This window comes from Neptunitalea lumnitzerae, from assembly GCF_027924185.1.
Lineage (GTDB): Bacteria > Bacteroidota > Bacteroidia > Flavobacteriales > Flavobacteriaceae > Neptunitalea > Neptunitalea lumnitzerae.
Map to the genome: position 1 here is coordinate 1112936 of NZ_BRVO01000002.1, position 25090 is coordinate 1138025.

The 25090-nt window shown below is 34.3% G+C and carries 22 protein-coding genes and 1 riboswitch; of the genes, 7 read left to right on the forward strand and 15 right to left on the reverse strand.

The annotated features are described in order from the left end of the window. Positions 1–13 precede the first annotated feature (13 nt). The 8 genes from Y10_RS12130 to Y10_RS12165 form a co-directional block, all read right to left on the reverse strand. Complete coding sequence (locus Y10_RS12130; protein WP_281765652.1) at positions 14–1540, reverse strand: Hsp70 family protein; 1527 nt, start codon at positions 1538–1540, stop codon at positions 14–16. After that, positions 1537–3225 (reverse strand): hypothetical protein, encoded by a 1689-nt coding sequence (locus Y10_RS12135; protein WP_281765653.1) that lies wholly within the window; start codon positions 3223–3225, stop codon positions 1537–1539. Before Y10_RS12135 ends, Y10_RS12130 begins: the two co-directional genes overlap by 4 nt. A 146-nt stretch (positions 3226–3371) precedes the next feature. Next, entirely contained in the window at positions 3372–3950 is a 579-nt protein-coding gene (locus Y10_RS12140; RefSeq protein WP_281765654.1) for a hypothetical protein, read from the reverse strand. Positions 3951–3983: 33 nt separating this feature from the next. Further along, positions 3984–4856, reverse strand: coding sequence for a hypothetical protein (locus Y10_RS12145; RefSeq protein WP_281765655.1), 873 nt, complete (start codon positions 4854–4856; stop codon positions 3984–3986). A 193-nt stretch (positions 4857–5049) separates the two neighbouring features. Next, positions 5050–7383 (reverse strand): SEL1-like repeat protein, encoded by a 2334-nt coding sequence (locus Y10_RS12150; RefSeq protein WP_281765656.1) that lies wholly within the window; start codon positions 7381–7383, stop codon positions 5050–5052. Positions 7384–7655: 272 nt separating this feature from the next. After that, positions 7656–8507 (reverse strand): tetratricopeptide repeat protein, encoded by an 852-nt coding sequence (locus tag Y10_RS12155; protein ID WP_281765657.1) that lies wholly within the window; start codon positions 8505–8507, stop codon positions 7656–7658. 217 nt (positions 8508–8724) lie between these two features. Continuing rightward, complete coding sequence (locus Y10_RS12160) at positions 8725–9801, reverse strand: YncE family protein (RefSeq protein WP_281765658.1); 1077 nt, start codon at positions 9799–9801, stop codon at positions 8725–8727. A gap of 2 nt (positions 9802–9803) precedes the next feature. Next, the gene (locus tag Y10_RS12165) at positions 9804–11639 is read right to left on the reverse strand and encodes a TonB-dependent receptor plug domain-containing protein (protein ID WP_281765659.1); all 1836 of its coding nucleotides are present in this window, start codon (positions 11637–11639) and stop codon (positions 9804–9806) included. 31 nt (positions 11640–11670) lie between these two features. Then, positions 11671–11876, reverse strand: a riboswitch (cobalamin riboswitch). A 240-nt stretch (positions 11877–12116) separates the two neighbouring features. On the opposite strand from Y10_RS12165, the gene Y10_RS12170 reads away from it, so the two are divergent. From Y10_RS12170 to Y10_RS12180, 3 genes are read left to right on the forward strand one after another with little or no spacing between them, the layout of a single operon-like run. Continuing rightward, positions 12117–13268 (forward strand): ABC transporter substrate-binding protein, encoded by a 1152-nt coding sequence (locus tag Y10_RS12170; RefSeq protein ID WP_281765660.1) that lies wholly within the window; start codon positions 12117–12119, stop codon positions 13266–13268. After that, positions 13269–14291, forward strand: a complete 1023-nt coding sequence (locus Y10_RS12175) for an iron ABC transporter permease (protein ID WP_281765661.1) — start codon at positions 13269–13271, stop codon at positions 14289–14291. 3 nt (positions 14292–14294) lie between these two features. After that, positions 14295–15086, forward strand: a complete 792-nt coding sequence (locus Y10_RS12180) for an ABC transporter ATP-binding protein (RefSeq protein ID WP_281765662.1) — start codon at positions 14295–14297, stop codon at positions 15084–15086. On the opposite strand, the gene Y10_RS12185 is transcribed toward Y10_RS12180, so the two are convergent. Further along, the gene (locus Y10_RS12185; protein WP_281765663.1) at positions 15070–15579 is read right to left on the reverse strand and encodes a DUF2062 domain-containing protein; all 510 of its coding nucleotides are present in this window, start codon (positions 15577–15579) and stop codon (positions 15070–15072) included. The two genes, Y10_RS12180 and Y10_RS12185, sit on opposite strands and share 17 nt — an antisense overlap. Before the next feature lie 141 nt (positions 15580–15720). Here Y10_RS12185 and Y10_RS12190 point away from each other — a divergent pair, with 141 nt between their 5' ends. The 4 genes from Y10_RS12190 to Y10_RS12205 all read left to right on the forward strand — a co-directional run bounded on the left by Y10_RS12190 (position 15721) and on the right by Y10_RS12205 (position 19255). After that, complete coding sequence (locus Y10_RS12190; protein ID WP_281765664.1) at positions 15721–16464, forward strand: hypothetical protein; 744 nt, start codon at positions 15721–15723, stop codon at positions 16462–16464. Between the two features lie 145 nt (positions 16465–16609). Then, positions 16610–17164 carry a hypothetical protein gene (locus Y10_RS12195; protein ID WP_281765665.1) on the forward strand — a complete coding sequence of 185 codons (555 nt, stop codon included), beginning with the start codon at positions 16610–16612 and terminating at the stop codon, positions 17162–17164. A 650-nt stretch (positions 17165–17814) separates the two neighbouring features. Continuing rightward, positions 17815–18603 carry a sensor histidine kinase gene (locus Y10_RS12200; protein ID WP_281765666.1) on the forward strand — a complete coding sequence of 263 codons (789 nt, stop codon included), beginning with the start codon at positions 17815–17817 and terminating at the stop codon, positions 18601–18603. Continuing rightward, on the forward strand, positions 18590–19255 hold the full coding sequence (locus Y10_RS12205) for a response regulator transcription factor (RefSeq protein WP_281765667.1): 666 nt from the start codon (positions 18590–18592) through the stop codon (positions 19253–19255). Before Y10_RS12200 ends, Y10_RS12205 begins: the two co-directional genes overlap by 14 nt. Positions 19256–19272: 17 nt before the next feature. Here the strand turns inward: Y10_RS12205 and Y10_RS12210 are convergent, their stop codons facing one another. The 6 genes from Y10_RS12210 to porQ form a co-directional block, all read right to left on the reverse strand. Beyond that, the gene (locus tag Y10_RS12210; RefSeq protein WP_281765668.1) at positions 19273–19875 is read right to left on the reverse strand and encodes a hypothetical protein; all 603 of its coding nucleotides are present in this window, start codon (positions 19873–19875) and stop codon (positions 19273–19275) included. Beyond that, positions 19862–20368 carry an RNA polymerase sigma factor gene (locus Y10_RS12215; protein ID WP_281765669.1) on the reverse strand — a complete coding sequence of 169 codons (507 nt, stop codon included), beginning with the start codon at positions 20366–20368 and terminating at the stop codon, positions 19862–19864. Before Y10_RS12215 ends, Y10_RS12210 begins: the two co-directional genes overlap by 14 nt. After that, entirely contained in the window at positions 20361–21209 is an 849-nt protein-coding gene (locus Y10_RS12220) for an alpha/beta fold hydrolase (protein ID WP_281765670.1), read from the reverse strand. Before Y10_RS12220 ends, Y10_RS12215 begins: the two co-directional genes overlap by 8 nt. A gap of 161 nt (positions 21210–21370) precedes the next feature. Next, positions 21371–23140 (reverse strand): 30S ribosomal protein S1, encoded by a 1770-nt coding sequence (gene rpsA, locus Y10_RS12225; RefSeq protein ID WP_281765671.1) that lies wholly within the window; start codon positions 23138–23140, stop codon positions 21371–21373. Between the two features lie 180 nt (positions 23141–23320). Next, positions 23321–24007 carry a (d)CMP kinase gene (cmk, locus tag Y10_RS12230; RefSeq protein WP_281765672.1) on the reverse strand — a complete coding sequence of 229 codons (687 nt, stop codon included), beginning with the start codon at positions 24005–24007 and terminating at the stop codon, positions 23321–23323. 13 nt (positions 24008–24020) lie between these two features. Further along, positions 24021–25040, reverse strand: a complete 1020-nt coding sequence (gene porQ / locus Y10_RS12235; RefSeq protein WP_281765673.1) for a type IX secretion system protein PorQ — start codon at positions 25038–25040, stop codon at positions 24021–24023. Between the last annotated feature and the right edge of the window lie 50 nt (positions 25041–25090).

The following is a 25090-nucleotide window of genomic DNA, read 5'->3' on the forward strand; positions in this document are numbered from 1 at the left end:
ATGCTATTAAAATTTAAACAACATTATTTATAAACGATTTTTGAACCAGTACTTTCTGGGTTGCTAAATAGTTAGCCCCCATTCCTTCCTTTCCGAAAGTTTTTTCCAATTCCCTTCCTGTCTGTGGGTCATAAGCTTGTAAAATAATCGTATTGTCTTCTGTATATTCTAGGGTAATGTCTATAGGATAATTTGCCTGATTACTAGGTAGAGGTCCAACATTTAAAACCCCTAAAGTTTTTATATCATTCTCTTCAATAAACTGCACCAATTCTATGCGCATTTTACCATTGTTGTTAGGTGCTGTGTAATACGTTTTCTTTGCTTTTAGCGGTACAGGCCTGTTTTTTTTAATGATAATATCTAATATGGTTCTACCGCTTTCAGTATCTACCGCTCTTACTGCTAAATTATATCCGGTAACCCCTTTTAGTTCAGACGGCATATCCATATCAGCACCTCCGTTACCCGTAAGCATTCTTGCATATACTGAAGCCCCAAACACGACGGCTTTCATAGGGTCATGAAACCGAATTTTATTAGCCAGTAATGGTAGCTTTTCAGCTAGATACTTTTTAATGAAAGGCACCATAGAAGACCCCCCAACCAGCAGCAATACATCAATATCTTCATCAGTTAACCCAGCCGAAGAAACACAACGTTTTAATATTTTAATAGTACGTTCTACATCAGGTCTAATAGCGTCTTCAAATTCTTTTCTAGATATAAAAACATCAATACTATCGTTCCCTATTAAACACACTCTATTTACATATTGAATACCCGGACTAGATAATTCAATTTTCACCTCTTCAGAAAACGTTCGAAGCTGTTGTAATTTTCTACCGGTAAAATTGATAGGTTTCCCAGTAGCCGCTTCAAACTGGTTGTGTATAATTTCGGCTATAGCCTCATCAAACTCCTTACCTCCCAAGTCGGTTAAACCGTCTTTACTTACAACATAAAAACCTTGCTCGTTCATATTAAGCACCGTAGCATCAAACGTACCCCCTCCTAAATCATACACCAATATATTTTGGTCGTTAGCTTTTTGTGACAGTCCATAATGCATAGCGGCTGCAACAGGTTCTTCTACCAAGCCTAATACAGGTAAGTCTATCATAGCTGCTGCATTAATAACAGCTTTTCGTTGTGCATCGTTAAAGTGAGCAGGTACCGTAATTACGGCACCTTCTACGGTATTAGAAGCATAAATTTCTGCATCATACTTTATTTTTTTCAATACCAATGCAGCCACAGACTCCGGATACCAAATGTCTCCATTTTTCATATCCATATAGAGTTCTTTATTATCTCCTAAATAGCGTTTAAAAAAACGTATTACATTTAAATCTGGGTTCTGTTCTAACATATGTAGCACAGACAACCCCACAAAAGCATTGTTTCCGTTTATATGCAGTATACTTGGTGTATACAATACATTTTTATCGGAATTATCTGGTAATAATACCGGTTGATGATCTAAATTTAAGGTAGCTCCTAAAGAATATGTGGTACCTAAATCTATGCCTATTATCATAGTTTACTTATGGTTTCATGATATTGTTGAATCAACTCTCCTTTAAATTGTGCTAGCAGTTTATCAAAAGAATCTTTTCCTTTCAGTGTTGATTGGTGTGCTCGGTCTCTTTGTTCTAACCCTTGAATACGGCGTTGTACGGCACGCTGACTATCTTGTATTTTTGTTTTATGCTCATCTGAAGCTACAGAAAAAGTATGTTCTAATTCACCTATAAATTCATTCAATTCATCTCGTAAAGTACTTACCAATTCTCGTAACCATTCGTCTCCCAACTTTTTTACAATGCTTTTACTCTCCTTATAAAGAGTATCTCTCATTCTATTTAATTCATTTTTATAATCAAGCTCCTTTTGTTCTTTGGTGTGTTTTAAAAATTTATAAAAGGTATAAATAGCAAAAGGTGCCAAAGCCAGTCCTATATAGGGTATATACTCACCTACAGACTTACGTAAAGAAGGAACAAAACGTAAAATCATCATTAATGAAAACACCGTCATAAATGGCTTCAAAGCAGCCCTTATATAATCACCCGTTTCTAGGTTTTTCTTATCGGTCTCATAGCGTTGCACAAACTGATTGTACTCTACTATGTTAGCTTCTACTCTAGATAGATTAAATTGAATATTTGGGCTATATGAAAATTCAATGTGATATTGCTCTAATTTCTTTTTACAATCTTCAATTTCTTGATTCAAAAATTCTTTCAACGAAAAAACATCCTGATCCATTTGATTTCTAATTCCTGTAGCAATCATCTGCGATACATGGGTAAGTTTTTCCTCTGGTAAACTCATTTTTAATTTTCCTGCTATAACCTGTTCTTCCAGAGTAGCTATCTCATCAATTTCAGTACTTACTTTATACATTAAAGAGTTTTCTTGTCTGGATTGATTCATTTTTATAACAGCATCATTTACACCTCTTTCAAACTCTGAGAAATCTCTTTGTAAATTCTTTTTAATCCCTTGATAAAGCTCTCTAAAATTTAGTTGTTCATCTTGCTTTACTTGGTTAATATCTTGTTGGGCATTAAATTTTTTAGTTTTAATATCTTTTTCTTGCTGAACTACATATTGATAAAAAGCATCACTTATTTTCTCTAAGCCTTGTAACAATCGTGCTCCATAAAAAATAGGCAACATACTGGTTATACCTTTAGACGCCAGTAACACCTCTATGCTTTCAGGCATATTCTTATAACTAGTAGGAAGTACTTTTAACTCTCCAGAGGTTTTAAGAAATTGATTCTCTGAAGTATTTATAAAAAATAAGATCCCTCCCTCAGATTGCAGGCGTAGTGCTATCGTCTCAAACTCACCAGAACCAGGAGCTTCATCCGAAAGCCAAAATGCTAATTTAAATACGGGTTGTATGGCTGCTGTACTACGTATAGGCAAGTGAGCAGAATTATAAAACTTTAACCGAAGGTTAACCCCGGTAAAATTAACTAGGGTTTCATATGAGTAACGAGTTTTAGCATTCGTAATAGCTATCTGAATATCTTCAACTAAAACTTCATTGACACCTAAAAACTTAACAATCTTTTTTAAATCATCGAAAGATGGAGTGTCTAAAAATATAATTTCAGCAGGAAGTGCGTCTGGAGAAACTACCCTTCTTCTCATTTCTTCCAGATGTGTAATAAGATGATGCCCCATCTGTATACCTGGATAATTTTTCATTAAATCATACAGGCTATCAACAGCTTTAACATATCTGTTATAAAAAACTTTTGGTACGGTAATCAAAACAATTTATGATTAGGTTAGTGTTCTTTAATCATTAAGACTATATACTTCTAGGACTTGCTCCTAAATATTTTTTTCTTTTAAAACATAAAGCCGTTACCACCATCCTCATTAGATGCTGATGAGCGAATACTCTCTATTTCAGACAAAATTCCTTGTGCTTCCGATTTAAAACTTTCTAATTCTGCTAATACCTGTTCAGCATTTTGTTTTTCAGTTTCTAAATCTGCCTTTAAAATTTCAGCCTCCTGCTTTAATGCTTCTATTTCTTCTTTTAAACTAAAGGTTTCTTCTTTAAGAGCTGTACTTTCTTCACGTAAGCCAATTATTTCCTCCTTTAAATGAAACGACTCTTCTTTGAGTCCTGTTACTTCTTCGTGCATGGCATTAACCTCTTCTTTAGAACTTTCTAAATGTGCTAATACATTCTCAATTTGCTCATTTGTTTCTTGTGCAGTATCCTTGAGGTTCTCTATAAGGTTTACATTTTCCGTTGCACTCTGATGATACTGTTGCAACTCTTCTGTAATTCCTTGTGCATTAGATGCTTTATCTATAAGCTCATCTAAAGAACTACTAGCATTTGCAAATACATCATTTAAATCGGTAGTACCATTAAGGGAATCATTTGTTGGTATTTCATCATTTGAATAATCCATTGTAAAAAGTTTTAAAAGTTAAAGGGTAAATAGTTAAATAGCCGAAACCATACTGGCAAACACTTGTAATTTATATTGTAGAGATAAAGCAATTTCTGGATCTGGATTTAAACTAACAATCTCAAGCACCTCTTCTTCCACAACTAAATTCTCTTCTATAATGCTCTGCACTGTTTCTTCATCAAGCAAAGTATCCACATCAATTTCAGTATCTATCTGAAAATCGTCACTTAAAACTCCCTCTTCAGGCAGTTCAATTTCATTTTCTATAATGGGAGGTTCCTCTAATTCTTCTACAACAGGAACTTCTTCATTTTCTTTTATCGGCTCTTCTGGCTCTATAAATTCTTCTGGCGTAGTAACGGGTTGTAATATTTCAGGATTTTCCTTTACTTCTTGCAGTGTATTATCTATCTCTTCAATGTCTAAATAATGAAACACAGTTAAAGAAACTCCGGCTGCTGCTAAAACCGCAGCTGATCCTATTAGAGTGGTATGTAAACTTCCTCTTTTAGTGATTACTTGCTTATTATCTTTCAAATATTCATAAGAACTGCTGATAGTTTCTTTCTCTTCAACAGGTAAATCTTCATACTTTTTCTCTACCTCTGCCCAATCATCAGATGGTTTACACCCAACATCCTGAAGTGCATTTACAGTTTTAAAATAGGTTTTATTAGCATCTACCACCTTATCAGCAAACTCTTGGTAAGCTCCGTTCAACTTCTCTAGCTCAACTTTCAATTCTTGTTTAGATACTTCATCTGCGGTATTAATAGCAGTTTCCAAAATACCTACTTTTATTTTGTAAGCCTTTTTCACCTGAGAAAACTTAGAAGACATTTCCAGATTCAGTATTTTAAAAATACTCGTATCGGGCAGACGGTTTATAATTGGCAAGCTCATACTAACTATTTGATTTACGTTCACATAAAAAGAAAAGACTATTTCACAGTACTTAAAAACACCATCAAATTTCTATTCTTTAAATTTACAATATCTCCTATACTATTCAATAGGAAAACCCCTATCAACGATTAGAATGTATCTACATACCGTTAATATAACCTTCTACAAACTAAAAAATTAAATAATAGCTCTAATAGCCTGATACCCCAAGTGCTTTTAATCTTTTAATAGCAAAGTTATCATTTTGTGCTGCTGCTAGTTTATATAATCTAATAGCTTCATCAGTATCACGTGGTACACCATTTCCGTTTTCGTAGCAATATCCTAAGTTACGTTGTGCCTGATCAAAATTTTGTGCTACCGATTTACGATACCAATAGATAGCTTCCGAATAGTTTTGACTAACCCCTTTACCCATTTCATAAAGGAAACCAACATTATTCTGTCCTATTTTATCTCCAGCTCGTGCAGCCTCCATATATAAATCAAAACTCTTTTTATAATTTATATCGGTCCCCCATCCATGGTAATAACACTCTGCAAGATTGTTTTTACCGTTAACAGAACCTCCTTTTGCTGCCTTAGTATACCATGTAACTGCAGTCGTTTTATTTTCATTTACCCCCCTACCTTTAGCATATAATTCTCCTAATTCGTTTTGAGCCTCGGCATGTCCACCATTAGCTGCTTTTAGGTAATAATCTTTTGCATTAGCATAACTCTTGGAAACTCCATCACCAAGTTCATATGCCATTCCTGTTTCATATTGCGCTTCGTTATGACCTTTATCTGCCGCAAATTTGAAATATTCAAAAGCTTTAGCATAACTCTGATTTACTCCTCTTCCATCTTTATACATTTTCCCTAAATTAAAGGCCGCAAATTTTTCTCCTTGGTTATATGACTTCTCATACCAATATTTAGCCTCTGCGTAATCTCTGTTAATACCATGACCACTTTCATACATAAGCCCCAAGTTACTCTGAGCTGCCTTATCTCCTTTAAGTGCCGCCTTGCTATAATACTTAAAAGCATTGTTCAAATCTTGAGATGTTCCGTAACCAAAATAATTACAGTGTCCTAAATATCGTAGTGCTAATACATCTCCTTTTTTAGCCAAAGGAGGTAATGTTTTATAAGCTGTTTTAAAATATGTATTAGATTTAGAAGTACTTCTACTTACAGCTTTTCCATTTTTATATAGGAATCCCATATAATAATTTGCCTTAGCATTTCCGCTTTCTGAAGCATATTTAAAGTAAGGTAGTGCCGCTTTGTAATTTTGTTTTTGTGCATAAGCATATCCTTTTTGAAACACTTGCTCAGCGGTCATTCCAGGATACGGAGTATCTGTTGTAGTAGTGGTTGTAGTTTCAGGCTCCTCTTCTATCTGTGGCTCTGTAGGAATAGTAATACTTGTTGTATCTATAGCCGCACTTGCTATAGTATCTGTAGCTATAGTATCATTTAAAACCACTCCATTTCCTAAATCTGTATCAGGGTTTTTGGTTATCGTAGGGTCGTCTTTGCCGTTATTATTTCCTAAAAACCAATAAGCACCGCCTGCAATCGCAGCAACCGCTATCAATAACAAGGCTACCAAGACACCCTTATTACCCGATTTTTCTTTTACAGCACTTGTACTTACTGGAGATTCAGTTGCCTTTGGTTCTTTCTTCAAGGGCTCTTCAACAATATCTTCTGCTGGTTCTGCAGGTGGTTCTGCTGCCATTCGAGCTTCCTCAACAGGTTCTGAGGTTTCTTGTACTGGCTTTGTTACATCCTCTTGCTTCTCTGCAACCATTGGTTCCTCTTCTACCTTTGGTGGCTCTTCTACATCCGCTTCTACCGAGAGTACTTCTTCTTCAGGTTCCTTTGTCTGTACTGCTTCTTCAACATCTGATTCTTCTGAAATAGTTTCTTTCTCCTCTGGTTCAGATAATTCTTCAGGCACATTAGCTGTTTCTGCAGGGGGTACAACAGTTTCTTTAAGTGTATCTGGAGCTTCTCTTTCTAATAACCAATCACTAATAACACTCCAGGCAGCTTCTGCTTTTACCAATTCTTTTTTGTAGATATTCTTCACCTCTTCTAACTCAGAGGCTTTTAACTGCATGCGCAGTTTTTGCGTATGTTCAAGATAGCTACCTTGAATGGTGGCATCAGCATCTTTTTCAGTAACATTTAATAAAGCCAGAGAGGCCTCTAAAGATAACTTCTCTTCTTTCTCTGGTTCACTAGGTGCCACGTCTGGAATAGCTTCCTCTACTACAGGTGTATTTACAACTTCTGAGGTTCTAGGTAAACTACCACTATCATCAATGCTTTCACTCTCATTTAAAAAAGCATAAGCTTCTTTAATCATTTCTAGGTTTTTCTCAAAAGTTTGGCGTAATCTAGGTGTTGGAGCATTTTCAATACGCATGCGATAATCGTTATGCATTTCAGCAAACCGTTTCCTGATTTCCTGTAAATCGGTACCTTTTGGTAACTCCAGTTTTTCCAGTGCTTCTTCCTTGGTCATGGGATATTAGTTAAGTTGATGTTTTAGTAAATATATTAATTTTTAACATAAAATTAAAGAAATGTGTTTTTTATATCCATTATTCTCAACCAATTAAAAACATCACCGAATAAAAATCTAATTTTTCTTAAAACATACATCAGAAAAAATAACCTCTTGCTATAGTCCTAGAACAATTCAATAATAATTATGTAGAAACAACTAACACCTTTAAGCACAAAAAAAGAGGTGATAAAATCACCTCTTTGAATTTTTTATAGAATTATAAATAGTTAATTAAGTCTATTCAATGCCTTTTGAGCATTCCCATAGCCTTTAACAGCTGCTTTCTGGTACCAAGTTTTAGCTGTTTCAATATTTTTAGCTACACCAGTACCTTTTTCATAAGCTCTACCCAAATTATATTGTGCACTAACATCACCTTCTTCTGCAGCTTTGTTATACCACTCAACTGCTTTTTCAGCGTCTTTTGTTACACCATAACCATTCATATAGGCATTACCTAGCTCAGCCTCGCTAAATACATTGCCTTGAGCTGCTGCTTTTTTATACCAATAAAAAGACTCTTTATAATCTTGCGTTACACCAAAACCACTAGCATACACAAAGCCCAAAGTTTTCTGAGCTTGTTCATCACCTTGTTTGGCGGCTTTTAAAAGCCATTCTACCGCTAAGTTAACATCCTTACTAACACCATCACCATTCATGTACATTTCACCAACCAAACGTTGCGCTTCTTTATGGCCATTCTCTGCAGCTTCTTTCAGTAGGTTAAAAGCCTCTGCATTGTCATTCTCCTCTAAAAGAACTAACGCTTTCTGGTATTGTTCTTCTGCTAATTTTAATCTTGCTTCACGTTCCTTAGCTAATCTAGCACGTTCTGCTTTTTCTTCTTCAGTTAAAGTATACTTTGGGGTTTGGGGCTCTACATATACTTCTTCCTTCTCTTCTGTAACAGTTTCTTCGTTTGGTTGATGGACTATCTCTTGTTCTTTTTCTTTGGTTTTCACCTTTGCATCAGGAGGTCCTTTTTCTCCAGAAGGCCAAAAGAGAATCACTGCCGAAAGCAAGATTAACAGCAAAATAATTGCCATTATCTTTCTTGATGGTTTCTTTTTTTCCATAGTTATCAATTAAGATTTAGGGTTACTATTAGCATCAAATTTAACAAAAAAAATGTCTTATATCTATGATAAGGAAGCTTAAATAAAGCTAATTTCACATTATTTTAAGAAAGTGTTTAAAAATAAAAAAAAGAGCCTTTTCTGTGAAAAAGCTCTTTTTAAATGTTTGGTTAACTACTTAAACCAGTAGCAACTAAAACTAAGGATTATAGAAATATTAATTAAAATATACGTGAGAAGCTCCTAGTCCTACTTCAAAAGAATAAGTTTCTGTAAAGGTTCCTAGGTCATATACTAAAAGATCACTTAATTCAGTAAAACTAGCATTTAGTATATATAAATTGTTATTATCTACTGCCATACCATAAGCATACACACTAGCATCTAGTGTTAAATCTGCTGATGTTGGTAATTCAGTAGCAGCATCTGTCATACTATAAACGCTACCATTAAGCACATAGTATAAAACACCATTATTATATGCCATTAAACTTGGGTGGTTCCCTTCTGCAAAAGCAAAACTGTTATCTACAGCTAATGTACTTGTATTAATAAAAGAAATAGACCCCACTGTATCACCAATCGGATTCCAGTTAGCATCGTACAAAGTAGCTCCTTGAGATAATACCACAACTTCACCCGCATTGTTTACTACAATATCGTCTGGATTATCCTCAACTGTTATAGTACTTACTGTATTATCTGCTAAATCTATAACAGAAACTATGTTATTTGAAGAGTATCCTCCTAGGTGTGTAACAAATAACTGACCGTCTGTAGCAACTAATTGCTGTGGCCCTTCACCAACAGAAATAGTACTTTCTACTGCAAAATTCTCTAAATTTACTACAGCTATAAAATCATCTGTTGCGTTAAAAGGATCTCCCCAGTTAGTTACATATCCTTTACCATCTGCTACAGTCATGTAAATTGGCATTAGTAACCCTGTTATAGTACCTACTTTTTCAAAAGTGTATCTGTTAACAACAGTAATTGTATTTGCATTATCTACTACTAAATACGCATAATCTCCATCAAAATAAGCCGATTGAAAATAAGTACCTAGCTCTTCATTGTTTACGTTAGCATATATAGAGTTTTCTGAAACCGAAAAATCGCTTGCTATAAAATCTACAGATCCAGAGATAGAGCCTCCTTCAGAGGTTACAAAAATACCTTCTTCATAGTCTCCTAGTGGTTCTGTTTGCACTATATTATCATCATTATCATTACATGATGTAAATACTATTGCCGCAGCAAAAAATAACGCGACACCCTTAAATAAATCCCTCATTTTCATAATTTAAAATGTAAATAAATATTAAAATTAGTTCCTGGCATATACCTGTTCGCCATAGCTTGGTATGCCTTATTCCAAATGTTATTAAATTTAACTCCTAACGTATAGGTCTTTTGTTTTCCAAAAGTATAATCTACCCCTGCGTTGGCTACCGAATAACCATCTAACACATACCTTGGGTTGTTGTCTGCAAGTAAGAACACCTCACCCACATACAGGCTTTGATACACAAAAGAAAACTGGTTGAAAGAATAAGTCAATGAAGCCCCTCCTTTATGATAAGGAACATACACCAATTGCTTATCTGTTTCCCGATCCTTAGAAACAGTGTAAGCATAATTTGCTTGAAAAACTACTCTACTATGTTCATTTAGTTTTAGAGAGGCTTTCATTTGACCTTCAACACCATAATTTTTAACTCTTTGAATATTTACCGGTGCCCATAGTGAACCTGTCGGTATCCATTGAATCATATCTTCAATATCACTATAGAAACCGGTAGCTTCAAGTGTAATGTATTTGGAGGAATACGTATTACTAATTTCATATTGTGTGGAAGTTTCCGGTTTTAAATCAGGATTTCCACTACCTGCCCAATACAAGTCGTTATAAGTAGGAATTCTAAAGTTTTTAGACCCGTTGGCACTAATAGCATAGTGTTTAGTAAGGTTGTAATTAATTCCTAAACTATATAAAAACGGACTCTCATAAGCGTCTGTAAATTCTTTTCGTGCAGTAACTTCATACAACAACTTATCGGTTAGCTGATGCTTTGCCATTACATTAAAAGCTGTAATGGTTCTGTTAGTTTCAGGGATACTACTCCCTTCCCCTGTGGTACTAGTAATATCTATAACCGAATTTAATAGCAATTTAGGAGAAACCTTGTAAGCCAAATCATACCTACCAATCATACTTTTAGCTTTACCATTGGTATGGGTATCATTATCTATATTGGCATAATATTTATACACTTCGGTTATATAGGCTAATTTTAACTTAGAAATCCATTTACCATAAAACCCATCCCACTCCAATAAGTTTCTGGTATTATAGTCACCATACTTGGTTTTAACATCGGTAGGATTAATCACAGAAAAATGGCGTTCTCCATCATACCAATAACTGTAATATTTTAGCAAGTTTTTGTCATTAATTTTATAGCCTCCGTTTAGGTTTACGGTTGTATTATAGAATTGTCCGTTAGAATTGCTACCATCGGTTTGCACAAAATCAAAATCGTTATCAGAGCTTAACCTACTTACTCCTACTTGTAAGCTATAATCTTTTTTAGAAAGAGTTGCTTTGGCAGTGGCATCTAAGGTATTAAAACTACCGTATTTTAAAAGCGCAGAAGCACTTAATCCTTTATCAAATTGTATGTAATTATTTAAGTGAACAGAGCCCCCGATAGCACCACTACCAAACAACACACTACCACCGCCACTTCTCACCTCTATAGCATCAAACGTGCGACTGTTAACCGTATTAAAATCGGTTTGCCCATTTAATTGTGAATTTATATTAATACCATTCCAAAGTACGGCTGTTTGCTGAGCTGTAGTACCCCTAAACGATGGCGAAGAAACCATACCCAAACCATTCTCTTTAAAATAAATAGGGGTTGTAAAATTTAAAACGGTAGTTAATGAAGCACTGTTATTAGTTAACACACTATCTGTCAACACCCTTGTTTGCTGGGTATTAGAATATCTTTTTAGTTGGGTATCAGACACCTCAACCTCATCTAATGGCACCACAGGGACATCTTGAGAATACACTTCAAATGATGCTATTAAAAAAAGAAATAATATAAGATAGTTTTGTTTCATACTCATACACACCTTTATCCCGAAGGCATTAAATTATGTTATGAATATGGCAGGTCTCCTGGCTTGCGTATAACTACAACCTTCCCAGACTAAACGCCCAGTGGTATTTTGAAGAAGTAGCTACCGTTTACTAAACTAAGCTTACAGTTGCGGGAACAGCTCCGGAATTTAACCGAATTCCCTTTAATTGTTAATGACATTAATGTAACTAACAAAACCAATATTCTGTAAACAAAACTACACAAATATTTTTATTTAAAACCTAACAAAATTCATCTTTCAAAATCATTTTTTTTGGAAAACTTTACGATTAACCAAATAAAACCTATTAAAAAATGAAGTGTTATGACGGTTGCAAGTATATACAACGTTGTATTATTTGAGTCCATGTCGCCTAAATTTTATTAAAATTAAAACAAGTAGTACCCACATAAAATGACTTTTGTTAGCAAAACAAAATTAAATACCTTTGACTTTATGAAAAATATCAAGGCCACCTTTTTGTCGGTAAGCATTGCTTTATCGCTGCTTTTTCTTACCGTTTCGTGTTCAGAAAAAACAAAAAAAGAAGTTACCCCAGCAGTATCTCAAACTATTGAAGTTACGTATGCTAAAGGATTTACTGTAGAGAATAAAGACACCTATACGCTAATTACCGTAACCAAGCCTTGGCCCAACGCCGACCGAACTTTCACCTATGCCTTAATACCAAAAGGAACTCCTACTCCAACAGGTGAATTTGATGCTGTAGTGCAGACTCCTGTTGAAAATTTAGTAGTTACCTCAACAACGCATATTCCTTCTTTAGAAGCTTTAGCGGTAGAAAACACCTTGGTTGGTTTTCCTGATACCCAATATGTTTCTTCGCCAAAAACCAGAGCACGTATAGATAATGGATTGGTTAAAGAACTAGGTATTAATGAATCTATAAATACAGAAACCGTTATAGATTTAGACCCTGATGTGGTTATTGGTTTTTCTATTAACAACCAAAATAAAACATACGCTACGTTACAAAAAACGGGCATTCCTGTAGTATACAACGGAGACTGGGCAGAAGAAACTCCGCTGGGTAAAGCAGAATGGATTAAATTTTTTGCACCCTTTTTTAATAAAGAAAAAGAAGCCGATAGCATCTTTTCTCATATTGTAACAGAATACAATAATGCAAAACAGCTTGCTGCTGCAAGCAACACTAAACCTACTGTAGTAAGTGGGGCTATGTACCGAGATGTTTGGTACCTACCGGGAGGTAGAAGCTGGATGGCTCAATTTCTTGCTGATGCAAACACTCAATATCTATGGAGTGATAACAACGATACCGGAAGCTTATCTTTAAACTTTGAAACTGTTTATGACAAAGCAATTAATGCTGATTTTTGGTTAGCGCCAGGACAATTTACAGCCTACAGCCAGTTATTAGACGAAAGTGCATCTTATAAAAACTTTAAGGCATTTAAAAACAAAAACATTTATACCTTTAGCAACACCAAAGGAGCTACTGGAGGCTTGTTGTATTATGAGCTTGCTCCATCAAGACCCGATTTGGTGCTTAAAGATCTTATTTATTTTACACACCCAAATGTATTAACCAATTATACCCCACAGTTTTTTAAACCATTAGAATAAGTGCCAAAATCATTTTCATATAAAACCATTTTTGTAGGCTTAGCACTTATTATAGTGTTAGGCATGGTAGTAAACATTAGTTTAGGCTCAGTACATATTCCGTTTCAAGAGGTTTTAAAAATTTTAACCGGACAAGAAGCTAGTAAACATACCTGGGCACATATTATAATACAATACCGCTTGCCTAAAGCTATTACGGCTATACTTACCGGTTTCGGTTTATCAGTATCAGGCCTATTAATGCAAACGCTTTTTAGAAACCCGTTAGCTGGGCCGTTTGTATTGGGTATTAGCTCTGGTGCTGGGTTAGGAGTGGCACTCTTAGTTATGGGAGGTTCTTTATTAGGGGTAGGCATTTTTAACAGCTCTTTCTCTTTAGCCATTGCGGCTAGTTTGGGTAGTTTTATAGTATTACTTGCCATTTTATTGGTAGCAAGAAACATTAGAGATACCATGGCTATACTTATTATAGGGCTTATGTTTGGTAGCTTAACTGCGGCAGTGGTAAACATACTCTCGTACTTTGCTTCTATGGAAAAACTACAGCAATATGTTTTTTGGAACTTAGGAAGCCTTGGTAACCTAAGTTGGCCACAAGTAGCCTTATTTGTGAGTATTATATTTATTGGGCTGTTGTGTACCCTATTTTCGGTAAAAGGACTTAATGCCTTATTGTTAGGAGAGCAATATGCTATTAGTATGGGAGTTTCTGTAAAAAAACTACGTTACATTATTATGATTGCTACTAGCCTTTTGGCGGGTAGTATTACTGCTTTTGTTGGTCCAATAGCTTTTATTGGTTTAGCTGTGCCACATATAACCCGTATGCTGCTTAAAAGCTCTAATCATTTTATATTAATACCCGCTACCATGCTTATTGGTGGTATTGTAATGTTATTTTGCGATACCGTAGCCCAATTACCTGGTAGTCAATTAACGTTGCCCATAAATGCCATTACCTCTATTATTGGGGCACCAATGGTAATTTGGTTACTTTTACGTAAACGCAAAATATTGTTGTAAGCTATGAGTACTACCACTACATACACCTTAGAAGCCAATGCTCTTAGTATTGGGTATACTCATAAAAATGAGATTACTACCATTGCAGAAAACTTATCGTTTCAATTACAAAAAGGCGAATTGATAGGACTTGTAGGAGCCAATGGCATGGGAAAATCTACCCTACTTAAAACTCTTTGTGGTATGATACCATCTCTTGGCGGAGTGGTTACTTTCAATGGAAAACAACTAAAAAATTATACCGAACAAAATTTAGCTAAAGAATTAAGTATTGTACTTACCGGTGCTATCCCCCCTAGTAATTTAACCGTATCGGAAATTATAGCCCTGGGTAGACAACCTTACACCAACTGGATAGGGTCTTTATCTAAACAAGACAAAGCCAAAGTTATTGAGGTAATTGACCTATTAAAGCTATCTTCATTAAAACATAAAAAGAGTTATGAGCTTAGTGACGGGCAATTACAAAAAGTACTGTTAGGAAGAGCCTTGGCACAAGACACCTCGGTAATTGTGTTAGATGAACCTACTACTCATTTAGATATTTACCACAAAGCCTATATTTTAAAATTACTGAAAGAGGTAGCGCACACCACACAAAAAACTATTTTATTCTCTACCCATGAAATTGATTTGGCCATTCAGCTGTGCGATCAAATGATGATACTTACTAAGGATAACTTTACTGTAGATCAACCTTGTAATTTAATTAGTAAGGGCAGTTTTAATGACCTTTTTCCTAAAGATTTGATTCATTTTGACCAAACCACCGGTAGCTTTAGGGTTCATAAATAGTAGTTGTTTTTTGTGCTTTATAACTAAACCACCAATAGCCCACTACTGCAAATACTGTACTTAGCACTGCACTAAGTATTAGACTACCCACAACATAATATTTTAAATGTGCCAGCACATCAAAATCTTTTTGAACCAGCTTCCAACTAAAATTTTCTTGGGCGTTTAATATCCAAGCGCCAAGTTGTAAACTACCATACATTATAAATGGAATAAAAGGAGGCAGACTTATGTACGTAAAAAACAGGGCTATAACCTTATTTAACCGTAACGCCCCAGCAAGTACCAATACAATAACAGTTTGAATGCCATACAAAGGTGTAAAACCAATAAACACACCCAAAGCAATAGACCACGCTTTTTTGGCAGGACTGTCGTTACTAGCAATTATATCTTCCCTCCAAAATCTTTTAAAACCCTTATGCTTAAATCTAAGATAATAGGCTTTAGGTCTGCTCAACCATTTTTTTAAACCACCAGTTAAATTACTCAATTGTTTTTATGATAAAGTAACCGGTTTTCACCTACAAACACTTTAAGTTATTGTAAACTCTACGTTTACAATATTTTTTTTTAATCTCAACCGATATTTTTTAACTATATTTAACACACCTAACAACTAACCTCTTCACCTATGAAAAAATTTTTAAACCTAGGACTACTGTTCTTATCAATAAGTGGTAGTATTATTTCTTGCGCTTCAGACAATGAAATAATAACTCAAGAAAACAACGTAATTAACAACCTAACAGAAAGTACGCTGCAAAAAGTCAACGGAAAAGATAACTTTATCATCATAGATGCGGCTACCGTTACAAGCAGTTGGGTTACTAATAATTCTAATTTTATTGTAGATAGCACTGCCACTACCTATACGGTAGATTTAGATGCAGTTTATAATAATTGCTCTGGTAGTTGTGATACCGCCGTATCTAATTGGTTAAATGCAAATGATTACTACATTGACTTTGACGCTTCTTATACATTAATTGAAGATGTACATACCGTAGAGAGTCAAACTTCTTGGTATCCGCAACAAAATAATCAGGTATTAATGACTGTACATGATTTTTATACAATCTTAAATACTACGTTAGGCACTAAAGAAGTAGCAGAAATAAATGATACTTATAATTATTACATTTCATTTTCAATAGCTAACAACCAACTAAACCTACAACAAAGCTCATATTACCCATACAGTTCATGCTATTCTGTTGCCTTATTAAAAAGTTTATTAAGCGTTAATCAAATTGACGAGCATAGCTCACAAAATATTTTATTTACAGAACAAGGTTCAAGTATATACATACAAATTTCAAGAGGAACAGATGTATTAACGTACGATTATACAGATGACCCAACACTATGTAAATAACCATTTCAATTTATTAAATAGGGAAACCCCTAATTAAGGAAAGGGATACCCCTTTCTTAACAGTAGTTGTTTAACCCAATCAACTACTTTTAAAGCTTTATATTTTAGCAAAACCAATTGATATTACTAACACAAATTTTTAATTATGAAAAATCTTGAAAAAAAAGAAATAGCATGCATTTCTAACATGACTGCTTATAACCAATTAAAAACAATCCCAGAAAGAGCCAAATATTTGAGAGATAATGCTAATAATTTTTGTGACTATCAAACACTCAAAGATTTTGCCTATGATACACATCAAGTTGATACAACTGATTATTCAATTTCAATTGATACAAATGTAGCAACCATATCTCATACTTGGACAGAAATTCAAACGGTACTGAATGGAGCTACCTATTTTGATAAATACATCTTAATTGATTTACAAAATAACACCTTAGATTTAGCTTCAATAACACTTTTTGATTCTAATAAATATTGTTTTTCTATACCTCTGTTAGACGCTATTTATGAAAACCATGGTGAAGAAGATGAAGAATTTGAATTCAATTTCAAAAAAGTTATAATTACCAGACCTGATGAAACGACTTTTGAAACAGTTATATTAACAGTAAACCAAGGTGAATTTAGTACATTTATTTTTGACTTCACATATGAACCAAGCATCCACCCAATATATAGTGATGCCCTATAAAATAAATTTTACCAGCATAGCATCAGAGTTAAATTTTGTACATCTAGTTATACTATTATCTATAATGCACTTACTATTTAATTTCAAAACAAAAAGAGAAGAATTTTATATTCTTCTCTTAATACTACTGGTATGCCTACTCACAGAGATGACTAACCTCTACTTTCATATTAACAACCTAAAAAGAGACCTTGTAAACACATTAGGTATTTTTATACATCATTTTTTATGGATTTTTTTGATTTTAAGAAAAAGTAAAATACACAAGACTATTTTCCTAAGTACTTTAACTTTTTTTATATCATTTTCCATAATTAATTTCACTTATATAGAAGGAATGAACAATTTCAATAACTTCACAGGTATTGTCGGTTCATTTATTTACATCATTATCTTTTTATTACTCAGTTTCAAAATGCTTAAAAGTGAAAGATTATACTTTTTTCAAGATTCTTTTTTTTTATTAATCTCAGCTCCAATAATATTACTTTTAAGTACTAGTTTTTTATTTGCATTTCAAAGTAACCCCATCATTTATTTTAAAATTACAGACCATTTAACACTGTACAAATTACTAATATACTTTTCTAACACAGCATATTACCTACTCATTAACCTTTATATTCACAAAGAACGAAAACAACTAAAACATGCCGCTTAAAAATATAGCATTTGGAATTATTATTGGTTTTTTATTTATATGCCTAATTGTGCTGTTTTGTGCATTGATTATTAAACTATACATACAAAAGGTAAAAAACTATACCAAGGTTATTTATGAGAAGGACTTGAATTTTCAGAAAACATTGAATGAAACGGTTGTAGAAACACAAGAACAAACCCTTAATAACATTTCGCAAGATTTACATGATGATGCCGGGCAACAACTTACATATATTAATTTTCAGTTAGAAAATTTAAAATTAGATTATCCTGATTTTTCAGAACAATTAGAGCCCGTATCGCAATCACTTAACCAATTATCACATTCTATACGTAATATTAGCCACTCGTTAAACAACCAGTTACTATTACAAGATAGTTTATTAAAAGCCATTGATAAAGAAGTACAACGCTTACAAAAAAATACAAGCATAGCCATTTATTTTACACTTAATGGCTCTATGCAAAAGCAATATAGTACTAACGAAACCATAGTTGTTTACCGTATTTTTCAGGAAATAATGAACAACATTTTTAAGCATTCTGAAGCTAGCAAAGTAGATATTATTATTAATACTGAGCCTATATTTAAAATGCACATCAGTGACAACGGAAAAGGATTTAATTACCTTAAAGCTAAAGACAGCAGTAGCTTGGGGCTTAAAAATATAGAGAGCCGAGCTAAGGCTATCAATTTTATTGCTAACATAGACACCCTACCTAATAAAGGTACCACCATAACCATCTCCAAAAACCTAGAACATGAACAAAACTAAAGTTTGCTTAATTGACGATCATAAGATTGTTAGACAAGGCCTAAAAGGACTTTTAGACCGTATGGGAACCTATGAAGTAACCCATGAATTTGAAAGTGGCGTTAATTTTATAAACTCCTTACCGCTTTCACCAGAGCCCGATTTGTATATTTTAGATTACTCTATGCCCTTTAAAAATGGTATTGAAGTATTAAAAGACTTAAAAACAGAGGATACCGACATGAAGGTATTGCTACTTACACAAAACTATGACGAAGATGTTATAGACCAAGCATACTTTAATGGTGCCCGTGGTTTTTTACATAAAAATTGTACCGCACAAGAGCTAAAAACCACCTTAGAAAATATTATCAACTTTGGTTACAGCAACGTTGCCGAAATACTAAAACGTGTACGTACCTATGAAGATAAACCTACCAGTGGTAACAGCATTACCTTATCGCACCGCGAAATGGAATTTTTAACCTTAGTATGCCAAGAGCAAGAATATACCTATGAGCAAATAGCCGATATTATGGGACTCTCTGTAAAATCTATTGAGGCTTACCGCGCCGCTTTGTTTGACAGGTACGATATAAAATCTAAAGTAGGATTGGTATTGTTTTCTTACAAACACCAATTAACTCCACCATTTAAACAAGAAGAGGACTAGTTTTTAGTCCTCTTACTTTAATGTTTTTCTTCTGTGTACAACTGTTGCATTTGTTTTAGCCCATCTAACATTCTGTTGTATTTAGCATATTGCTTTTCCCGTTGTCTTTTACCTAACACAAAATACGCTATAAACATCCATGCTACATAAACGCTAATACAAATGGTTTTTAACATGGGTTTCATCGGCGCCATTACCTCTAAAAAATACAGGATCAAGGCTATATTTAACAAAAGGTAATAAGAAACCATACCCTTAGTGGCTAGCAATTGTGCAAACTGAAAACGCTCTTCTAATAACGGTATTACCTTTTCTGGTGAAGCAGACATATCAATTCGTTTTAATTTATAGGTTTGGTAAGCCATAATTGCACTATACCCAACCACTGTTATTAGCACTAATACAATACCAATGTAGGTAGTTATCATTTCAAAATCGTAGGTTATGCCTACCCATACAATTACAAAAATAGAAAGTAACATACATGCTACAGCTATTAAAAATTGCGACACCAAACTCTTTTGATCTTTCTTAGCCTTGCTTATAATAGATTTTACATCTGGTAACTGTTTACTCCCACCAGATTTCCATATATCTTGTAACTCTTTAAAATTGTCCATTCTTCTCAAAAATTTCGGTTAGTTGTTTTTTAATTCTATGAATACGTACTCTAAGCGTTGCTTCTGAAACTTCTAAAGCAATTGCTATTTCTTCATAAGAAATATCTTCCAACACCATGGTTATTAATATTCTATCTGCTTCCTTTAAGGTAGCAATAGCGGCATATAATTGTTGTATTCTTGGGTCTTGTGTAGTAGCGTCTGCTACGGTTTCCAAAAGCCTATCGGTTACTTGAGCAGGTTTCTTTTTTTCAGATCTTAAATATCCTAAACAAGTATTAACGGTTATTCTATAAATCCAAGTACTTATTTTAGAAGCACCTCTAAAAGAGTCTAAATGCTGCCAAACACTTATAAACACCTCTTGTACCAAATCGTTAGCCACATCTGAATCTCCACTATACCCTAAACATAACTTCTGTACCTTAGGCGCGTGCTGCCTATAAAGCTCATCAAAATTGTATTTTTCCAAAGTAGTTTTCTGTTTATTCATTTAAAAAAGCATCTATCTGATTGAAAAACCAAGTGGTAGCATCATACATAATAAAGTGTTTGCTATCTGCCACTTCAATTCTTTTATTAGGTAATAGTTTGTACTGCTCATTGTATATTCGTAGGCTGTTCTCTTTGGTCATAAAAGTACTAGCTAAAATTAATACCGGTTGTTTTACCTTGACTATATCATCTCTTAAATCAGTTAGAGACATTTCCACCATGGTACTACCCAACGTAGCTCTATCGCTTTTAAAACTCCATATAGCTACTTGTTTAGCATGAACACTATCAGAAACTTGTTGTAACATAGCAGTAGTCATATTTTCTACATACCCTTCATCTGGTGTTTGCTTATAACGCTCAATAATAGTTGCTTTATCAAACATAGGATTATTTTTAATACTTTCCTCGGTCACCATTGGGTTGGTCATTGCACTAATAAATGGTACACCATCTACACACACCACTTTACCAAACGTATCGGGTGCTTCACTAGACAACCACATACTCATAAAAGCACCTAAACTATGCCCAATAAGCATTGGCTTATTTAATTTTTTATCGCTTACGTAGGTTAAGATATCGTTTTTAACCGTTTCTAAAATATTAGAAGACTCTATAGGTGCTACACCTGCATAGCCAGGAAGTGTTAAAACATGACACTCATAAGAGTCCTTTAAATGGTCTACAGTTTCATTCCAAACCTCACCACTACATGAATAACCAGGAATAAGAAGTACTGGTGCTCCTTTACCAGAAACTTGAACGTTAAAAGAATATTGTGCGTTAGCTACTATACTAACTAAGAAGGCTAAAAGTAAAAATGATATTGTTTTCATAATTCTAATTATTTAAAAGTTTCCCTTTTGATACAGAACTACGAAAATTGTTACCAAAAAAATCAATTATTTTTTAAGACTACTGAAAACCAGTGCTTTAAAAACAAATAAACCTCTGATTTCTCAGAGGTTTATTTTATGAATTATAAAGTTTCCGGAAATTATTTTCCTTCCATTTTGTCTTTTAATTCTTGTAATGCATCTAAGTCTCCTAAAGTAGTTTTCTCAGTAGCGTTGTTAGATTTAGCTGTAGCAGCCTTCACGTTTTTCTTCTCTTCATCTTTAAAGATAGCTGTATGAGAAGCAACTACTCTTTTGAACTCTTTATTAAACTCAATGATTTTGAATTCAGCAGTTTCACCTTTCTTAAGTTTGCTACCATCTTCTTTCTCTAAGTGACGAGAAGGAATGAAAGCAACGATATCTTCGTTAAAAGTGATTGTAGCACCTTTGTCTACCATTTCGTCAATAGCAGCAGTATGGGTAGTACCTAAACCAAATTCTTCTTCGTATTTATCCCAAGGGTTAGCAGTAGTTTGTTTGTGACCTAAAGAAAGTTTACGTCCGTCAACATCTAATTCAAGAACAACAACTTCTAATTGATCTCCAACATTTACAAACTCAGATGGGTGCTTAATTTTCTTAGTCCAAGAAAGATCAGAGATATAGATTAATCCGTCAATTCCTTCTTCTAATTCAACAAATACACCAAAGTTAGTAAAGTTACGTACTGTACCAGTGTGCTTAGAACCTACAGGGTATTTAGCAGTAATGTCTGTCCATGGATCTGGAGTTAATTGCTTAATACCTAGAGACATTTTACGCTCTTCTCTGTCTAAAGTTAAAACAACAGCTTCAACCTCGTCACCAACATTTACGAAATCTTGAGCAGAACGTAAGTGAGTAGACCAAGACATTTCAGAAACGTGGATAAGACCTTCAACACCGTCAGCAACTTCAATAAATGCACCGTAGTCTGCAATAACAACTACTTTACCTTTAACTTTATCACCAACTTTTACATCTTCACCTAAAGCTTCCCATGGGTGTTTCTGTAATTGCTTAAGACCTAATTGAATTCTAGACTTGTTATCATCAAAGTCTAAGATTACTACGTTTAATTTTTGGTCTAATTCAACAACCTCGTTAGGGTGGTTGATACGAGACCAAGAAAGATCAGTAATGTGGATTAATCCATCTACACCACCAAGGTCAATAAACACACCGTAAGAAGTAATGTTTTTAACAACACCTTCTAATACTTGTCCTTTTTCTAATTGACCAATAATTTCTTTCTTCTGCTCTTCGATATCAGCCTCGATAAGCGCTTTATGAGATACAACTACGTTTTTGAACTCATGGTTAATTTTAACCACTTTGAATTCCATAGTTTTATTTACGTACTGATCGTAATCACGAATTGGTTTAACATCAATTTGAGAACCAGGTAAGAAAGCTTCGATTCCGAAAACATCTACAATCATACCACCTTTAGTTCTACACTTAACGTAACCGTTAACTACTTCACCACTATCATGCGCAGCATTTACTCTATCCCATGCTTTGATAGTTCTAGCTTTACGGTGAGATAATACTAACTGACCAGACTTATCTTCTCTAACGTCAATCAATACCTCTACTTTATCACCAACAGCTAAGTTAGGATTGTAACGGAATTCGTTTAATGAAACAACACCTTCAGATTTAGCGTTAATATCAATAATAGCTTCACGATCTGTAATGTGAATTACTTCTCCTTCTACTACTTCTTCATCTGCAGTATCTACAAAGTTTTGCTCAACTAAATTTTCAAATTCTTTTAGTTTGTCATCTTCAACCTGATCAATACCTTCTTCGTAGTTGTGCCAGTTGAAATTAGCTAAAAATTCTTCTGGATTTTTAGTTTCTGTTTTTACTTGTTCTTCAGCCATGTGCTGATTAAAAATTTGTATCCTGCTTTATATAAGAAAGTTAAACACTACAAAACAGAAGTTATTAATATAAATTAGTTTAATAATTCCTCTTCCTTTCCTCTAGGTGTTAAAAAGGAGTGCAAAATTACAAACTTCTATTTTGATTAACAAGCACTTATAAAGAAAAAAACAACCTTTTTAGCTAAATTTTGAAACTATTTCTAAAATTTGATCAAATTGTGCCGCTCTACTTAGGTTAGAATTATCTATTTCTATAGCATCATCGGCTTTTACTAAAGGAGAATCTTCACGTGTAGAATCTATATGGTCGCGCTGCTCTATGTTGGCTAACACCGCATCAAAAGCAACATCGTCTCCTTTTTCTATAAGTTCTTTATATCTACGCTCTGCACGGACTTGCGCAGAAGCTGTCATAAACAATTTTACCTCAGCATCAGGAAAAACAACCGTACCAATATCACGGCCATCCATTACAATACCTTTTTCCTTTCCCATTTCGCGTTGCTCTTCCACCAATTTCTGGCGTACCTCTGGCACTGCAGCAACGGTACTTACTAAATTAGATACTTCAAGGGTTCTAATCTCTCTTTCTACATTTCTTCCGTTTAAATACATTTCTGCAAAACCAAGCGCCTCATTAAACGTAAAAGTTAAGCGTACTTTTGGTAAGCTTTCTATTAATCCGTTGATATTGGTAACTTCAGTAGTAACCAGCCCCTGCTCCATTGCATATAAGGTAACCGCTCTATACATGGCTCCTGTATCTACATAGATATACCCTAATTGTTTTGCCAATTGTTTGGCAATGGTACTTTTTCCCGTAGAAGAAAACCCATCTATAGCTATTATTATCTTATTGTTCATTGTGTATTTACTATTACTTTAAATCAAACTGCAACCCTAGCAAACTACTATGAGATGCGTTGGTATACCTTGCAAAGGTATAGCTTACTTTTGTTTTTCTTATTTTAAGTGCAAAACCTCCAGAAAAACCAGAGAAGGTTCTGTACTCAGCAATTCTCATTTCGGCAGCTCTTCTAAAATTGTATCCTAAACGAATATTAAAATCGCCCTCAGGAAACACTTCCGCTCCTATTACCATATGCCTAAACGCCTCTTTAAAAATATTATCTTTCTCTTCTTCTACCGTTCCATCTAAAGATTCTTCAGCATTTACCGGGTTCGCAAAAGATACATTCCAGTACTGCAAATCTTCAAAAGTAAGGTGCCATCTAATAGGTACGTGCTCTAATAACTGAGACAAACCTGCATCTATTTCTAAAGGCAATGGCTCTTGTATACCCGCATAAGTGGTAAACTGCGCCCCAATGTTACGCACCACAATTGCTGCATTAAAATCTATCTTATCGTTTATATACATTAACCCTACATCAAAAGCACCACCAAAAGAGTTATAACTTTCTAAGGTAGAGTATATCAGTTTTGTATTAAACCCTATATGTAAATCTATTCTAGGAATTTTATATGCCCAGCCTACAGAAAGGGCTGTTTCGCTCCCTGAGAATTCTCCGGTTTCATTACCAAATTCATCTCTTCCCATAAAACTACCATAATTCACATAGGTAAGTCCGCCTTGTATAGTATTGGTATAACGGTCTATTTGGTAAGCATAAGCTGCAGAACCATAACCAACATCACCTAAATAGTTTACATAACTAAGCGCCAGTTGGTGACTCATATCGTTATTTACACTAGCCGGATTGGTAAGTGCCTGCAGTACATCATTATCATAATTGGTAATAACCTTCCCCCCCAAAGCCGCCTGACGTGGGTTAGCCACTAAATTTAGAAACTGATAGGTATACCTACCCCCCATTTGTGCGTTAAGGATAAGTGTACTAAATACTAAAAAAAATGTTAGCAGGGCTTTTTGCATGGGCGCAAAATAAATAAATCTTGCTTAAAGAACGCTTTGTATTTTATATT

Coding starts and splice junctions, on each gene's coding strand:
- Y10_RS12130 (WP_281765652.1), bottom strand. CDS start 1,540: ATGATAATAGGCATAGATTTAGGTACCACATATTCTTTAGGAGCTACC.
- Y10_RS12135 (WP_281765653.1), bottom strand. CDS start 3,225: ATGAAAAATTATCCAGGTATACAGATGGGGCATCATCTTATTACACAT.
- Y10_RS12140 (WP_281765654.1), bottom strand. CDS start 3,950: ATGGATTATTCAAATGATGAAATACCAACAAATGATTCCCTTAATGGT.
- Y10_RS12145 (WP_281765655.1), bottom strand. CDS start 4,856: ATGAGCTTGCCAATTATAAACCGTCTGCCCGATACGAGTATTTTTAAA.
- Y10_RS12150 (WP_281765656.1), bottom strand. CDS start 7,383: ATGACCAAGGAAGAAGCACTGGAAAAACTGGAGTTACCAAAAGGTACC.
- Y10_RS12155 (WP_281765657.1), bottom strand. CDS start 8,507: ATGGAAAAAAAGAAACCATCAAGAAAGATAATGGCAATTATTTTGCTG.
- Y10_RS12160 (WP_281765658.1), bottom strand. CDS start 9,801: ATGAGGGATTTATTTAAGGGTGTCGCGTTATTTTTTGCTGCGGCAATA.
- Y10_RS12165 (WP_281765659.1), bottom strand. CDS start 11,639: ATGAAACAAAACTATCTTATATTATTTCTTTTTTTAATAGCATCATTT.
- Y10_RS12170 (WP_281765660.1), top strand. CDS start 12,117: ATGAAAAATATCAAGGCCACCTTTTTGTCGGTAAGCATTGCTTTATCG.
- Y10_RS12180 (WP_281765662.1), top strand. CDS start 14,295: ATGAGTACTACCACTACATACACCTTAGAAGCCAATGCTCTTAGTATT.
- Y10_RS12190 (WP_281765664.1), top strand. CDS start 15,721: ATGAAAAAATTTTTAAACCTAGGACTACTGTTCTTATCAATAAGTGGT.
- Y10_RS12195 (WP_281765665.1), top strand. CDS start 16,610: ATGAAAAATCTTGAAAAAAAAGAAATAGCATGCATTTCTAACATGACT.
- Y10_RS12200 (WP_281765666.1), top strand. CDS start 17,815: ATGCCGCTTAAAAATATAGCATTTGGAATTATTATTGGTTTTTTATTT.
- Y10_RS12205 (WP_281765667.1), top strand. CDS start 18,590: ATGAACAAAACTAAAGTTTGCTTAATTGACGATCATAAGATTGTTAGA.
- Y10_RS12210 (WP_281765668.1), bottom strand. CDS start 19,875: ATGGACAATTTTAAAGAGTTACAAGATATATGGAAATCTGGTGGGAGT.
- Y10_RS12215 (WP_281765669.1), bottom strand. CDS start 20,368: ATGAATAAACAGAAAACTACTTTGGAAAAATACAATTTTGATGAGCTT.
- Y10_RS12220 (WP_281765670.1), bottom strand. CDS start 21,209: ATGAAAACAATATCATTTTTACTTTTAGCCTTCTTAGTTAGTATAGTA.
- rpsA (WP_281765671.1), bottom strand. CDS start 23,140: ATGGCTGAAGAACAAGTAAAAACAGAAACTAAAAATCCAGAAGAATTT.
- cmk (WP_281765672.1), bottom strand. CDS start 24,007: ATGAACAATAAGATAATAATAGCTATAGATGGGTTTTCTTCTACGGGA.
- porQ (WP_281765673.1), bottom strand. CDS start 25,040: ATGCAAAAAGCCCTGCTAACATTTTTTTTAGTATTTAGTACACTTATC.